Source organism: Streptomyces sp. NBC_00328, assembly GCF_036139655.1.
Classification (GTDB): domain Bacteria; phylum Actinomycetota; class Actinomycetes; order Streptomycetales; family Streptomycetaceae; genus Streptomyces.
On record NZ_CP108013.1, the window covers coordinates 1,181,041 to 1,195,469 of the forward strand.

Consider the following 14,429-nt stretch of genomic DNA (forward strand, 5'->3'; position numbering starts at 1 on the left):
TCGTCCCCTCCGTTGGGGGGAGGGGACGAACACTCGGCTCCGTCGGAGCCGGTCAGCGGCGCGGTCTCGGTGGGAGCGGGAAGAAGCCGCTGGTGCGTGCCGCGTACTCGGCGAAACCCGGGCGCCGCGCCATGTGGCGCTCCAGCATCGGCTTTCCGCTGCCGTTGATCAGGAGGTAGCTCATCACCAGCGGCGACACCAGGGCCACGGCGGCCGCCTGCGGGCTGTCGCACGCGAGCAGGAACAGGCCCCACCAGACGCAGAAGTCGCCGAAGTAGTTGGGGTGGCGGGTCCAGCTCCACAGGCCGCGGTCCATGACGCGGCCGCGGTGGGCCGGATCGGCCTTGAAGCGGGCCAGCTGGGCGTCGCCGACGGCCTCGAAGAACAGCCCGAGAGCCCACAGGGCGGTGCCTGCCCAGGCGAAGCCCGTCAGCGGCCCCGGAATGTACTGCGCGGCCTGGACGGGCAGCGACACCAGCCACACCAGTGCTCCTTGCAGGAGGTACACCATGCGCAGGGCGTAGAGGTCACGGCTGCCGGGCGCCTTGGCCAGCAGGGCTTCGTAGCGCGGGTCCTCGCCGTGTCCCCGGCCGCGCCGCGCGATGTGCGCCGCCAGCCGCAGTCCCCACACCGAGGTGAGGACGGTGACGAGCACGCGGCGGGCCTCGTCGCCCTCACCGGCGGACGCCAGGAAGGTGACGAGGGCCACCGCGGTGAAGGCCATCCCCCAGGCGACGTCCACGATCCGGTGCACGCCCCCGCGTACGGCGACGGCGAAGGTGGCGAGCATGACGGCGAACGCCGCGCCGGCCGCGAGCGCCAGGTTCTGGGCGAACGCTCCCCAGGGGAAACCGCTCATGGCGTGGGGTCCTCCTTCGTGAACAGGTACTGCTGGACGTCCAGATAGCCGGAGCGGAACCCGGCTTCGGAGTACGCGAGATAGAAGGTCCACATCCGGCGGAAGGTCTCGTCGAAGCCGAGCGCCGCGACCTCGTCGGCCCGCTCGGTGAACCGCTCGCGCCACAGCCGCAGGGTCTCCGCGTAGTGCTCCCCGAAGGCGTCCCTGCGCGTGGTGCGCAGGCCGGTGTGGGCGCGGGTCACCTCTTCGACCACCTCGACGGAGGGCAGCAGCCCGCCGGGGAAGACGTACTTCTGGATCCAGGTGAAGGTGTCGCGGGAGGCGAGCATGCGGTCGTGCGGCATGGTGATCGCCTGGAGGGCGGCGCGGCCGCCGGGGCAGAGCCGGGCGTCGAGGGTGGTGAAGTAGGCCGGCCAGAACTCCTCCCCCACGGCTTCGATCATCTCGACGCTGACCACGGCGTCGTAGGTCCCGGTGGCCTCGCGGTAGTCGCACAGCTCGATGCGCACGCGGTCGTCGAGTCCCGCCTCGCGCACCCGTTCACGGGCCAGTGCCTGCTGTTCCCGGGAGAGGGTGAGCGAGGTGACCCGGGCGCCGCGGGCGGCGGCGCGGATCGCCAGCTCGCCCCAGCCGGTGCCGATTTCGAGGAGCCGTGTGCCCGGTCCCACGTCGGCCAGGTCCAGCAGCCGGTCGATCTTGCGGTGCTGGGCGGCGGGCAGCAGCGCCCAGGAGGCGGGGAAGCCGCGGAAGAGCGCCGACGAATAGCTGAGGGTGTCGTCGAGGAAGAGCGCGAACAGGTCGTTGGACAGGTCGTAGTGGCGGCTGATGTTGTGGCGGGCTCCCGCGGGGGTGTTGCGGTGGACGTCCGGCCGGCGCGTCGCCCAGAGCGCCCGCAGTCTCTGGAGCGGGGCCGGGACCAGCCCGGCCGCGTTGCCGGCGAGCACGGTGAGCGCGGCGACCAGGTCCGGCGCGTCCCACTCCCGGGCCATGTAGGACTCGCCGAAGCCGACGAGGCCGTGGGCGCCGATGCGGCGGTGGAAAGCGGCGGGGTCGTGGATGTCGATGACCGGGCCGCCGAGGCCGGCGCGGGTTCCGTCGGCGAACCGCGCCCGCAGCGGCAGTCGTTCGAGCGCCCGGCGCACCACCGCGCGGGTGACGGCCGTGCGGGCCCGTGACGACGGCGGCCGGGCCACGACGTCCGGCCAGCGGAGCGGGTCGGTGTCCCGTCGGGGTGTCCCGACGGGACAGGACTCGGCTGTCGTCATGTCACGCTCTCCTGATCTCGTCGTGGGGTGCGGGGCTGAACGGGCAGTCCCCGCAGGTAGAGGCGGATGCCGTGGAGCCGGATGGCGGCGGACACGGCGAGGGTGGACCACGGGTGGCGCAGCGCCTGACGCAGCAGCGCGCCGGCCGTCGCCGCCCGTCGCGTCCCGCGTACGGTGGCGGTGAAGGGCCGTGTGCCCGCGCGTTCCAGACGTACCGTCAGATCGAGCCGGCTGCCGGGCTCGGGCAGCCGCATGCGGTAGGCGCCGTCGACGGGGAAGAACGGCGACACGTAGAACTCCTTGCGGGTCCGCGCGATGCCGCCGACGTCGGGGCGCAGCAGATACGCGTGCCGTTCGCCGTAGGTGTTGTGCACCTCGGCGACGACACAGCGCGCGGTGCCGTCGGGGTCGTGGCACCAGTACAGGGTCAGCGGGTTGAAGACGTGGCCGAGGACCCGGGCGTGGGCGAGCATCCGCACCGGTCCGCCGTGCAGGTCGACGCCGTGCGAGGCGAGGAAGCGGTCCAGGCCCGCCCGGATGCTCGGCTGGTCGCCGTCGAAGTGGTCACGCGGATCGAAGCGGGCCAACGGACGCAAGAGGTAGGGAAGTTCGGGCGGATGGTCGGGGTCGGTCAGCCACATGTACGTCCGGTGGCGGAGCGCGTACCGGGTGGGACGGGTCCGTACGTGCGCGACCGTGCAGGGATAGAGGGCGGGGACGCCGGTCACCAGGTCACCCCCAGTGCCTTTGCCGCCTCGACGCCGGAGCGGCAGCCGTCCTCGTGGAAGCCCCAGCCGTGGTAGGCGCCGGCGTACGCGGTCACCGGGCTGTTCAGGGCGGGCAGTCGGCGCTGGGCGGCGACGGACTCGGGTGTGTAGACGGGGTGTTCGTACTCCATGCGGGCCAGGATCCGTGCCGGGTCGATCCGGTCCTCGCCGCCGAGGGTGACGACGTAGGTCTCGGGCGCGTCCAGCCGCTGGAGCCGGTTCATGTCGTAGCTGACCCGGACCCGGTCGGCGTCGGTGCGGCAGTCGGGCATCAGGTAGTTCCAGGAGGCGCGTGCCCGGCGGGCGCTCGGCAGCAGCGTCGTGTCGGTGTGGAGGAGGGTGGTGTTGCGCGAGTGGCGGAACGTCCCGAGCACCTCGCGTTCCAGGCGGGTGGGGTCGGCGAGCAGCCGCAGGGCCTGGCCGGGATGCACGGCGATGACGACGGAGCCGTACGAGGCGGTGGTGCCGTCCTCGGTGGTGATGTCCACTCCGTCGGCGTGACGGCGCACGGCCCGGACCGGGGTGGAGGTGTGCACCGCGTCGAGTTCCTTGGCCAGTCGGTCGACGTAGGAGCGGGAGCCTCCGGTGACCGTGCGCCAGGCGGGCGAGCCGCCCACCGAGAGCATGCCGTGGTGGTCCATGAAGCGGAACAGGTAGGCGGCCGGGTAGCGGCGGGCCGTGGCCGCGTCGCAGGACCAGACGGCGGAGACGAGCGGGGTCATGAAGTGCCGCGTGAAATAGGGCGAGAAGCGCTGCCGGGCGATGAACTCACCGAGCGTGAGGGCGTCTTCGCCGTCCTCGGCCAGCAGCCGGCGGGCGGCGCGGTGGAATGCCGGGACTTCGGCGAGCATCCGCAGGTAGGGGCCGTGCAGCGCGCTGCGCGGCCGGGCGAACAGACCGGCGGGGCCCCGGGCGCCCGCGTACTGGAGTCCGCATCCCTCGCACCGCACCGACATGCTCATCTCGGACTCCTGCGTGGCGACGCCGAGTTCGGCGAACAGCCGCAGCAGGTGCGGGTAGGTGCGGCGGTTGTGCACGATGAAGCCCGAGTCGACGCGGTGCAGGCGTCCGTCGGACGAGGTCAGGTCGTGGGTGTGGGCGTGTCCGCCGAGCCGGTCGTCCGCTTCGTAGAGGGCCACGGGCCGCTCACGGCTCAGCACGTACGCGGCGGTGAGCCCGGCCACTCCCCCGCCGATCACGGCCGTACGCCGCAGTGCTCCCGGCCGTCCCTGCCCGGTGTGCCCGGCGCCGCCGTCCGGAGCGCCTGCCGGCCCGTGCCTCGTTCTCATCGGATTCCTCCCGCGCTGCTCCTGATCGGGGGATCGGAGCTCTCGGAGGTATTCCGAAGCAGAGGGCCGAACGGATGGGCCGGGGCCCGATCTTCCTCCGCGCCGGGCGGAGGAGGGCTGGACCGCCCGGTGGCCGATCACCGAAGGCGACCGTTGCGTCACGCCCGGCCACCGGGCCGCCGGGGCGCGGGGGCCGCCCTAGCCGCAGGGCACGCCGTCACCGGGAGCGACGGTCAGTTGACGTGCCGTTCGTGTCCTTCCCAGTACGGCTCGCGCAGCTTGTACTTCTGGAGTTTGCCGGTGGCCGTCCGGGCCAGGACGTCCCGGAACTCGACCGAGGTCGGTGCCTTGTAGCCGGCGAGGCGCTCCTTGCAGTACTGGATCAGCTCGCTCTCCGTGGCCTCCGCGTCCGGAGCGAGGACCACCAGGGCCTTGACGGTCTCGCCCCACTTCTCGTGCGGCACCCCGATGACCGCGACCTCGGCCACCGCCGGGTGGCTGAAGAGCGCGTCCTCCACCTCGATCGAGGACACGTTCTCACCGCCCGTGATGATCACGTCCTTCTTGCGGTCACTGATCGTCAGATAGCCGTCCTCGCCGATGGATCCGCCGTCGCCGGTGTGGAACCAGCCCTCCGCCAGCGCCCGTTCGGTCTCCGCGGGCTGCTCCCAGTAGCCCTCCAGCACGACGTTGGAGCGCGCGAGGATCTCGCCGTCGGCGGCGGTGCGCAGGGTCACGCCCAGCGCGGGGGCGCCGGCGCGTACCAGTTTCTCGGCGCGGTCCTGCGGGTCGAGGCCGTCCCATTCGGCGCGGGTGCGGTTGACGGTGAGCAGGGGTGAGGTCTCGGTGAGGCCGTAGATCTGGATGAACTCCCAGCCCAGCAGGGACTCGACCCGTGCGACGGTCCTGGTGGGCGGCGGCGCTCCGGCGACGATGATACGGACCCGGTCGCGGCCGGGGATCTCGCCCTCCCACGACTCGGCGGCGGCCAGCACCGCGTTGACGACGGCCGGGGCCGCGCACATCACCGTCACGCCGTGCTCGGCGACCCGGCGCAGGATCTCCGCCCCGTCGACCTTGCGCAGCGCGATCTGCCGGACGCCGAGGCCCGCCATCGCGAAGGGCATCCCCCATCCGTTCGCGTGGAACATGGGCAGGGTGTGCAGGTACACATCACGGTCGGTGACCCCGGCGTGCAGGGCGAAGGTCGTGGCGTTGACCCAGATGTTGCGGTGCGTGATCTGTACGCCTTTGGGCCGGGCCGTCGTGCCGCTGGTGTAGTTGATCGTCGCGGTGGCGTTCTCGTCCGCCTCCCAGGGCCGGGGTTCGGTGTCGAAGCGGTACAGCTCGGCGTCCGCGGCGGGACCGAGCGTGAAGCGGTGCTTGCAGCCGACCCCGGCGAAGCGGTCGGCCAGTTCGGGGTCGACGAGCAGGACGCTCGCGCCCGAGTGCTCGACGATGTAGCTCACCTCGTCGGCCGTCAGACGGAAGTTGACCGGTACGAGGACCCGGCCGTGGCCGCTGACGCCGAAGAAGGAGGTGAGCAGCCGGGCGCTGTTGGGCGAGACGACGGCCACGCGCGCGCCGTGCGGGACGCCCAGCGCGTCGAGCCCGGCGGCCTGGGCCCGGGCCAGCTCACCGACGCGCCGGTAGGTCAGCCCTTCCCAGGCCTCGGCCGGCTGGTCGGGTTCGTCGACGACTCCGACGCGGTCGCCGTACACGGTGACGGCGCGGTCCAGGAAATCAAGTGCCCCGAAAGGGACGAGCATCACGGCCTCCCGACGATCGGATGATGTCCCCTTTCTATCCTGGCCCCGCCCCCGCGCATCCGGACAACACACGAAGGGTCCGCGAAGGGCACCGGCCGCGCTGTCCGGATCCGGACCCATGTACGCGTCCTCGCGTCCTTGGCCTTCGCCCGCCCGGCACGTCACGATCGTCCGATGGACAGCCGACCGACGTTCGACTTGCCCCGGCCCCTGCGCATCGGCGGGCTGGGGCTGCATCTGCGCGAGTGGTCCGACGACGACGTCGCGGATCTCGTCGCGCTCTACGACGATCCCGAGATCGACCGGTGGACACCGGTCGTCTCGCCCTTCGACACCCAGGCGGCGCTCGCCTACCTCGCGGCGGCCGAGCAGAAGACCGCCGAGAGGCGGGGGGTGCAGCTCGCCATCACCACGGACGGTGCGCGGCCCCAGGGGGAGATCCTGCTGTTCCCCGGCACGGCCGACGACCGTGACGTCGAGCTGGCCTACGGCGTGGGGGCCGCCTACCGGGGCCGGGGGCTCGCGACCCGCGCGGTCCGGCTCGCCGTGGACTTCGCCCACCGTCGCGTCGGCGGCCGGCGCGTCGTGCTGTGCATCGAGGACGGGAACACCGCGAGCGAGGCGGTGGCCAAGGCGACGGGTTTCGTTCTCGCCGGTGACGAACCCGTGGTCCGTACGGCGAAGGGCCGGGACGTTGTCCTTCGGACCTGGAGCCAGCCGGCCGACGACGGCCACGGCTGAGCTCCGTGACCGGCGGCGACAGGCTGCCGGAGGGTCCGAGGGCCCAGATCCGCCCAGGCCGTCGGATTCAGGTGGGCGCCCCCGGACATCGTGCGTCCGGGGGCGCCCCGGGCGGTCACGCCCCGGCGGGTTCCGTCTCCGGAGCCGGCGCCGTCAGGTACTCCTCGGTGACCTCCTTCGGGCCGAACGGCCACACCTTGTCCAGGCGCGCCCAGACGACGAAGGCGACGAGGCCGAGGGCGAGCCAGGCCAGCGACCACTCGATGGGGTGGCGGCCTGGGGAGTTCTTGTCCGCGTAGCCGTAGATGGTGAGCCAGCCGGCGAGGGCCAGGAAACTCGGCACCGGGTAGAGCCACATCTTGTACGGGCGGCGCAGGCCCGGCTGCCGTTTGCGCAGCACCGACAGGGCGACGACCTGGGCCAGCGCCTGGACGATCACCATGACCGTGGTCAGCAGCTGGATGAGGGTGGCGAGGTCGGTGTGGCGGCCGATCAGGAAGCCGATCGCCGTGATGACGCCCATCGTGGCCAGACCCAGCATCGGGAAGCGGTGCTTGGGGTGCAGCTTGGCGTACGGGCGGAAGAAGACGCGCTCGCGGGCGGCGTCGTAGGGCACCCGCGAGCCGCCGAGCAGTCCGGTGAAGACCGAGGCGAACGCGGTGATCAGGATGAGGACGGTGACGGTGTCGGCGGCGCCCTTGCCCCAGGTCTCCTCCATGACCGCCGAGGCCACCGAGGTGGAGGCGATGTCACCGGGGTCCTTCATCCGGTGCCAGTCGATGACGCCGAGTGTGCCGATCTGGAGCAGCAGGTAGATCACCATGATGCCGAGGATCGAGAAGATGATGGAGCGGGGCAGGACGCGGCCGGGGTCCTTGATCTCGGCGCCCATGTACGCGGTGGTGTTGTAGCCGAGGTAGTCGTAGATGCCGATGGTCAGGCCTGCCGCGAAGCCGATCCAGAAGTGGCTGCCCGACAGTTCGAAGGCGTGCGCCGGGTAGGTGAAGGCGAGGTCGGCGCTGAAGTCGGTGGCGGCGGCGACGATCACCAGGAGGACTGAGGTAATCATCACGGCCCACATGACAGCGGTGATCCGCGCGATGTGCTCGATCCCCCGCCACAGCAGGAGGACGACGAGGGCGACCATGCCGAGTCCGACGAGGTCGCCGGTGGTCTTGCCCATGTCAGGGGCCAGATAGCCCAGGTACTGCACGAAGCCGACCACGCCCGTGGACATGATCAGCGGGATGAAGAGCATCGCCGTCCACACGAACAGGAACGGCATCAGGCGCCCGGTGCGGTACTGGAAGGCCTGGCGCAGATAGACGTAGCTGCCGCCGGAACCGGGCATGGCGGCGCCGAGCTCGGCCCAGATGAGCCCGTCGGCGAGCGCCAGCAGAGCGCCGGCGATGAAGCCGATGACCGCTTGCGGGCCGCCGAACGCGGCGACCATCAGCGGGATCGTCACGAACGGCCCGATGCCGCACATCTGGCTCATGTTGATGGCGGTGGCCTGGAACAGGCCGATACGGCGGACGAAACCGCCGACGGGTGGCGGGGTACCGGACACGGGTCCTCCTCAGGACAGGACGCGGGGAGAGGTACGAGGTGACGGCCGGCGTCGATGGCGGCCGACGGATCAAGGGCGGCGGGTGACCGGTCGGCGCTGGACTCCCCTTGGCTCGCCCGGCGAAGCTGACTGGGCGATAAAGTTAAGGAGCCTTACTAAGCACGTCAAGAGGGTGTCATGAATGAGTGAGAATGGTCCGATGCCCGCCGACGACACCGCAGAGCAGCCCGAACAGCCCTGGAACCGCCAGCGGCTGCGCAGCACCAACGAGCGACTGCTCCTCGACCGGCTGCGCAACGACGGTGCCGCCTCGCGCGCGCAACTCGCCCGCGAGACGGGCCTGTCCAAGCCGACGGTCTCCAGCGCGCTCGCCGCGCTGGAGGAGGCGGGACTCGTCCACGAGGTCGGAACGCGGGCTCCCGAGCGCGGCCGGATCGCCGTCCTGTACGCCCCCGACCCCGCGGCCGGGTACGCGCTCGGCATAGACATCGGCCGCAGCTGGCTGCGCGTCGCGGTCGCCGATCTCGACGGCGCGGTGGTCGCGCGCGCCGACGTGCGCAACCGTGCCCGTACCTCCGGGGCGATGGCCGACCTGGTGGTCTCCACCGCCCACCAGGTCGTCGCCAACTCCGGTGTCGGCGCACACGAGGTGGCCCACGCGGTGGTGGGCACGCCGGGCGTGTACGACGAGAAGCAGCGCCGGGTGCGGTACGCGATGCATCTGCCCGGGTGGGGGCGGGCGGGCCTGTTCGACCGGATGCGGGAGGAACTCGGCATCCCGCTGGAGGTGCACAACGACGCGAACCTCGCGGCACTCGGCGAGTACACGTACGGGGTCGGCGCCGGCAGTCGGCTGTTCGCGTACATCATGATCGGCACCGGCCTCGGCATGGGTGTCGTCAGCGAGGGACGGCTGTTCACGGGGGCGCACGGCGGAGCCGGTGAGATCGGCTTCCTGCCGTGGCCCGGCCAACACAAGCCCGAGACCCTGGAGGACGCGGTGTCCGGCGAGGCGGTCGTCGAAGCCGCCCGGCACTTCGGCATGACCGGGCAGCTCACCGCGAAGGCCGTCTTCGACGCCGCCCGGGAAGGCCACAAGCCCGCGGTCGAGGCGGTCCGGCTGGAGGGCGAACGGATCGCGCACACGGTGGCGGCCGCGACGGCGGTGCTCGATCCCGACCTGGTGGTTCTGGGCGGCGGCGTCGGCCACAGCGTCGATCTGCTGCTGAAGCCGGTCCGTGAGACCCTGCGCGCCCTCACACCCCTGCGCCCGAGGATCGCACCCGGCCGTCTGGGCGAGGACGCGGTGCTGCTCGGCGCGGTGGCCACGGCGCTGGGGACCGCGCGCGATGTGGTGTTCGAGCGCAGGTCGGCATCCTGAACCGGGGGCGGCGCCCGCCGCCGCCCGGCACAACTCGCGCGTCCGGCACGGTCGACGCGGCCGACACGGGCGGCACGGCTGGCACGGGCGGCACGGCTGGCACAGGCGGTCGAAACGGCTGGCACGGGCGGTCGGCACGGCTGGCGTGGGTGGTGCGAAGCGGGGGCCAGGAGGCGAGTGAGGAAGGCCCGCCCCGCTGTGATCGACGGGGCCGGTGATTGACATGGCTTACTCACCGGCCTAGCTTGTGGACCTAGTTAGTAAAGTTTCCTAACTTGCAGTGCCGAAGCGCGGATGCTCCCCCACCTCCCAAGGAGATCACCGTGTTCCACCGCCCTGCCTCCCGGCGGCGCCTCGCCACGGCCGCCGTCGCCCTGAGCCTGCTGTGCACCCTCTCCGCGAGCGCCTGGGCCGACGGGCCCGACATCGGAGCGACCGCCGTGCCGCACGTCCGCGTCACACCGGTGGCCTCCGCGCCGGGCAGCGCCACGGCGTTGTCCGGGTACGCGATCCAGTCCAGCGCCAAGGTCCTCGACCCGGCGTCCGCCGTCTCCAGCCCCGGCTACGGGGTGAGCGGCTGGTACCCGGCCGGCTCCCGTTCCACGGTCCTCGCGGCGCTGCTCGCGAACGGGACGTACGCGGATCCGTTCTACTCGACGAACCTGCGGAAGGTCCCGAAGGCCGACTTCACCGTGCCCTGGTGGTACCGCTCGGACTTCACGGTCACCGACACCTCCGAGCGCAGCTATCTGGACTTCAGCGGGGTGATCTCGGCGGCAGACGTCTACGTCAACGGCCGCCGGGTCGCCGACGCCGCCGAGGTGGCCGGCGCCTACACGCACCACGAGCTGGACATCACCTCGCTGGTGCGCGCGGGCACCAACACGGTCGCCTTCCGCATCCGGCCCAACGATCCGAACAAGAACCTGACCATGGGCTGGATCGACTGGCTGCAGCCGCCGCCCGACCAGAACATGGGCATCGTCCGGGACGTCCTTGTCCGCCGCGGCGGCCCGGTCGCGCTGCGCGACGCGCATGTGCTGACCCGCCTGGACGTGTCCTCGCTCAGGTCCGCGGACCTCACGGTCAAGGCGCGGGCCCGCAACGAGACCGGCTCGGCCGTCACGGCCACGGTGTCCGGCCGCATCGGCCCGGTGTCGTTCTCGAAGACCGTCCCGCTCGCGGCCCACCAGACGAAGGCGGTCGCCTTCTCGCCGTCCGACGCCCCCGGGCTGCACCTGACGTCACCGAGGGTGTGGTGGCCCGCCGACATGGGCGGGCAGCCGCTGTACGGCCTCGATCTGACCGTCTCCGTCGCCGGTGCCGCCTCCGACACCGCACACGAGGACTTCGGCGTCCGCGACGTGAAGGCGCCCCTGAATGCCGACGGCGCCCGGCAGTACAGCGTGAACGGCCGCAGGCTGCTCATCAAGGGCGGCGGCTGGTCCCCGGACGAGTTCCTGCGCTGGGACCGGGAGTACGTCGAGGACCGGCTGAGGTATGTGCGCGATCTGGGCCTCAACACCATCCGCCTCGAAGGCCACATCGAGGCGGACGAGTTCTTCGACCTCGCCGACCGCTACGGCATTCTCACCCTGCCCGGCTGGGAGTGCTGCGACAAGTGGGAGGGACAGGTCAACGGCACGGAGACCGGCGACAAGTGGACCGCCGCCGACTACCCGGTCGCCAAGGCGTCGATGGCCGCCGAGGCCGCCCGGCTGCGCGACCACCCGAGCGTCATCTCCTTCCTCATCGGCAGCGACTTCGCGCCGGACGCCAGGATCGAGAAGACCTACCTCGACGCGCTGAAGGCGGCCGACTGGCCGACCCCGGTGGTCGCTGCGGCGTCCGACAAATCCTCCCCGGTGTCCGGCAGTTCGGGCATGAAGATGACCGGGCCCTACGATTGGATCCCGCCGGGCTACTGGTACGCCAAGCGCGAGGGCGGCGCCACCGGCTTCAACTCCGAGACCGGCGCGGGCCCCGACATCCCCACCCTCGACACCCTCCGCCGCATGATGTCGCCCGCCGAACTGGACACCCTCTGGAAGAACCCGGACGTCAGGCAGTACCACCGCTCACCGTCCCCGGTCTTCGACACCCTCAAGATCTACGATGCCGCCCTGGCCGGCCGCTACGGCGCGCCGACGGGTCTCACCGACTACGTGCGCAAGGCGCAGCTCGCCCAGTACGAGAACGTACGGGCGCAATTCGAGGCGTACGGGCGCAATGCCACCGACTCCTCGAAGCCCTCGACCGGGGTCGTCCACTGGATGCTCAACAGCGGATGGACGTCGCTGCACTGGCAGTTGATGGACCGTTACCTCGACCAGGGCGGGGCCTACTTCGGGGCGAAGAAGGCCAATGAGCCCCTGCACATCCAGTACTCGTACGACGACCGGTCCGTCGTCGTCGTGAACAACCGGCACGCGTCTGTGTCCGGCCTCACGGCGCGGGTCACGCTCTTCGACACCGCCGGCACACAGCGGTACGACAGGACGGCGACCGGTGTCACCTTGCGGGGTGACGGGGCGCGCCGCACCGCGCTCACGGTGCCGTCCTCGGTGAGGGGTCTGTCGACGACGTATCTGGCGCGCCTGGTGCTGCGCGACGCCGGGGGCAGGGAGGTCAGCCGCAACGTCTACTGGCTGTCGACCCGGCCGGACACCATCGACTGGGCGAACACCGACTGGTACTACACGCCGACGACGAGCTACGCGGACCTCAAGGGGCTCAACTCCATGGCCCGGGTGCCGGTTTCGGCCTCTGTGTCGACCTCTTCGGGTCCCGGCGGGACCTCCACGACGAAGGTCGTCCTGCGCAACGACGGGAGCGGGAAGACGCCCTCGCTCCTGACCGACGCGCATCTCGTGGACGGCAAGGGCAGGCCGGTGCTGCCGGTGCGGTGGTCCGACAACCAGGTGAGCCTGTGGCCGGGCGAGTCGGTGACGCTGACGGCGACCTGCCGGACGGCCGAACTGCACGGGGCCGGGCCCGCGGTGCGGATCTCCGGGTGGAACACGGAGGAGCGGACGGTCCGGGCCCGGTAGAACCGTCCGGGCCCGGTGGAACGGCGCGAGGGGCGGACCCGGTTCCGGGCCCGCCCCTCGTCCGGCTCGCGCTCAGCTCACGTTGAGCGCGGTGTCGTCGAGGACGAACGACGTCTGGAGCGTGGAGCCCTCGACGCCGGTGAACTTGATCGTGACCGTCTGCCCGGCGTAGGTGGTGCCCAGGCTGAACGAGCGCTGCGTGTACCCGGACGCGGCGTTCAGGTTCGAGTACGTGGCCAGGGTCGACAGCACGGTGCCGCTGCTGTTGAGGACCTGTGCCTTGAGGGTGTCGTACGCCGTGCTCGTGGTCGTCTCGGCCGTGTCCACGTGCAGATAGAAGCTCAGGGTGGCCGAGCAGCCCGCGGGGACGGTCACGGACTGCGCGAGCGTGTTGGTGTTGGCCGAGCCGTAGCCGTTGAGCCAGGCCTTGTACGAACCGGTGCGGGCCGCCTCGCTGGAGCTGTTGGTGATGACCCCGCTGGTGGCGGTCCAGGACGTGCTGCCCGACTCGAAGCCCTGGTTGGCGAGCAGTTGCGTGGCCGTGCAGGTGCCGCCGCCACCGCCACCGCTGGTCGTGCCGGCGAGCCAGTCGGTGGCGTTCAGGGCGAGGGCCTTGTTGGTGGCACCGGTGTCGTTCCAGCCGTCGTACAGGGTGTTGCCGGACTGGCCGGTGCCGTCGTCGATCGGGGAACTGTCGCCCCAGAACGCGACCTTGCCGCTGCCGAACGTGCTGGTCGCGAAGAACGCGCCGGTGTTCCCGGAGTAACCGGTCCGGTAGAGCAGGCCCTTGACGGCCGAGTTGTCGGCCGGCTTGAGCGTGGCCGTGGTCCCGTCCGCGATCAGGCTCTTGGTGACGGTGCCGAACGACCCGTGCAGAACCGCGTTGGTGCTGTCACTGATCGCGCTCGGGTAGTCGGAGCCGACGTCCAGCGTGTCGATGGAGAAGCCGAACGGGTCGGTGCTGTCGACGCTGTTGTTGCTCATCAGGTCGTTGAAGATCTCGACCGCGTCGTAGCCGTCGCTGTTGCGGTCGGCTCCGGTGTGGTCGGAGATCATGAAGAGGCCGCCGCCGTTCTTGACGAACGTCATGATGGCGGTCTTCTCGGCCGTGGTGAACAGCGTGTTGGGCTCGGGCAGCACCAGCTCGTCGAAGTTCGACAGGTCGGTCGCGGCACTGCCCCCGTAGGTGAGGCTGGAGCCCGAAGGCAGCGTCTTCAGGCTGTAGTTGCCGGTTTTCTGCAGGGCCACGCCCCAGGAGGACAGGGCGCCCGTCCAGGAAGTCTCCGAGGTCGGGCTGGAGTTCTGGCCGAGCGGGTCGGGCTGGCTGGTGGAAATGATCCAGTCGGCGTTGCCCGCGGTCTCGGCGTGACCGTTGTCGAACAGGACGCGGTGGGGGGTGGCCGCGTGGGCGGGAACAGCGGTGGCCGCCTGGAGCGCGGCACCCGTGACGAGCAGTCCGAACAGGCCCAGGGCGGTGGTGAGTCTGTGACGGGACTTCCTGAATCCGAGCATCCGACGAACCTCCGGTAATGAGGGGGGAGAGGCGGTGCGGGCGCCAAGTCTGCGCGCGTAGAACGGAAGTTGACCGTCTCCCGTTCAACAGATTATTGAACGGTACATGTCTAAACACGAGTTGCCCAGGGGGCGGACGGGGCGCGCCGCAGGCCCTCCGGCGGCATCCCCACGGGTGCCTGCGCGGCGGCGGACTGGCCGGGCCCGATACGGGCAGATACATAAC

General features: G+C 71.1%; 10 protein-coding genes. 3 read left to right on the forward strand and 7 right to left on the reverse strand.

Going from position 1 to position 14,429, the window contains the following annotated elements; translation table 11 throughout:
- Nucleotides 1–52: 52 nt before the first annotated feature.
- The 5 genes from OG485_RS05065 to OG485_RS05085 all read right to left on the reverse strand — a co-directional run bounded on the left by OG485_RS05065 (nucleotide 53) and on the right by OG485_RS05085 (nucleotide 5,949).
- Complete coding sequence (locus tag OG485_RS05065; protein WP_328664803.1) at nucleotides 53–859, reverse strand: DUF1295 domain-containing protein; 807 nt, start codon at nucleotides 857–859, stop codon at nucleotides 53–55.
- A complete protein-coding gene (locus tag OG485_RS05070) occupies nucleotides 856–2,124 on the reverse strand; it encodes a cyclopropane-fatty-acyl-phospholipid synthase family protein (protein WP_328664804.1) in 1,269 nt (422 codons plus the stop codon). The genes OG485_RS05065 and OG485_RS05070 overlap by 4 nt, the downstream gene beginning before the upstream one ends.
- Nucleotides 2,121–2,852 carry a DUF1365 domain-containing protein gene (locus OG485_RS05075; protein WP_328664805.1) on the reverse strand — a complete coding sequence of 244 codons (732 nt, stop codon included), beginning with the start codon at nucleotides 2,850–2,852 and terminating at the stop codon, nucleotides 2,121–2,123. Before OG485_RS05075 ends, OG485_RS05070 begins: the two co-directional genes overlap by 4 nt.
- A complete protein-coding gene (locus OG485_RS05080; protein WP_328674238.1) occupies nucleotides 2,849–4,105 on the reverse strand; it encodes an NAD(P)/FAD-dependent oxidoreductase in 1,257 nt (418 codons plus the stop codon). Before OG485_RS05080 ends, OG485_RS05075 begins: the two co-directional genes overlap by 4 nt.
- Before the next feature lie 308 nt (nucleotides 4,106–4,413).
- The gene (locus tag OG485_RS05085; protein WP_328664806.1) at nucleotides 4,414–5,949 is read right to left on the reverse strand and encodes an AMP-binding protein; all 1,536 of its coding nucleotides are present in this window, start codon (nucleotides 5,947–5,949) and stop codon (nucleotides 4,414–4,416) included.
- A gap of 174 nt (nucleotides 5,950–6,123) precedes the next feature.
- Between OG485_RS05085 and OG485_RS05090 the strand changes: the two genes are divergently transcribed.
- Nucleotides 6,124–6,690 (forward strand): GNAT family N-acetyltransferase, encoded by a 567-nt coding sequence (locus tag OG485_RS05090; RefSeq protein ID WP_328664807.1) that lies wholly within the window; start codon nucleotides 6,124–6,126, stop codon nucleotides 6,688–6,690.
- 115 nt (nucleotides 6,691–6,805) lie between these two features.
- On the opposite strand, the gene OG485_RS05095 is transcribed toward OG485_RS05090, so the two are convergent.
- Nucleotides 6,806–8,260, reverse strand: coding sequence for an APC family permease (locus OG485_RS05095; RefSeq protein ID WP_328664808.1), 1,455 nt, complete (start codon nucleotides 8,258–8,260; stop codon nucleotides 6,806–6,808).
- A 181-nt stretch (nucleotides 8,261–8,441) separates the two neighbouring features.
- Between OG485_RS05095 and OG485_RS05100 the strand changes: the two genes are divergently transcribed.
- Complete coding sequence (locus tag OG485_RS05100; RefSeq protein WP_443048656.1) at nucleotides 8,442–9,641, forward strand: ROK family transcriptional regulator; 1,200 nt, start codon at nucleotides 8,442–8,444, stop codon at nucleotides 9,639–9,641.
- 323 nt (nucleotides 9,642–9,964) lie between these two features.
- On the forward strand, nucleotides 9,965–12,691 hold the full coding sequence (locus tag OG485_RS05105) for a glycoside hydrolase family 2 protein (protein ID WP_328664809.1): 2,727 nt from the start codon (nucleotides 9,965–9,967) through the stop codon (nucleotides 12,689–12,691).
- Nucleotides 12,692–12,763: 72 nt separating this feature from the next.
- Here the strand turns inward: OG485_RS05105 and OG485_RS05110 are convergent, their stop codons facing one another.
- The gene (locus tag OG485_RS05110) at nucleotides 12,764–14,203 is read right to left on the reverse strand and encodes a hydrolase (protein WP_328664810.1); all 1,440 of its coding nucleotides are present in this window, start codon (nucleotides 14,201–14,203) and stop codon (nucleotides 12,764–12,766) included.
- Nucleotides 14,204–14,429 lie beyond the last annotated feature (226 nt).

Excerpts from the sequence above, each read along its gene's own strand:
- OG485_RS05065 (WP_328664803.1), bottom strand. The coding sequence starts at position 859 with ATGAGCGGTTTCCCCTGGGGAGCGTTCGCCCAGAACCTGGCGCTCGCG.
- OG485_RS05070 (WP_328664804.1), bottom strand. The coding sequence starts at position 2,124 with ATGACGACAGCCGAGTCCTGTCCCGTCGGGACACCCCGACGGGACACC.
- OG485_RS05085 (WP_328664806.1), bottom strand. The coding sequence starts at position 5,949 with ATGCTCGTCCCTTTCGGGGCACTTGATTTCCTGGACCGCGCCGTCACC.
- OG485_RS05090 (WP_328664807.1), top strand. The coding sequence starts at position 6,124 with ATGGACAGCCGACCGACGTTCGACTTGCCCCGGCCCCTGCGCATCGGC.
- OG485_RS05100 (WP_443048656.1), top strand. The coding sequence starts at position 8,442 with ATGAGTGAGAATGGTCCGATGCCCGCCGACGACACCGCAGAGCAGCCC.
- OG485_RS05110 (WP_328664810.1), bottom strand. The coding sequence starts at position 14,203 with ATGCTCGGATTCAGGAAGTCCCGTCACAGACTCACCACCGCCCTGGGC.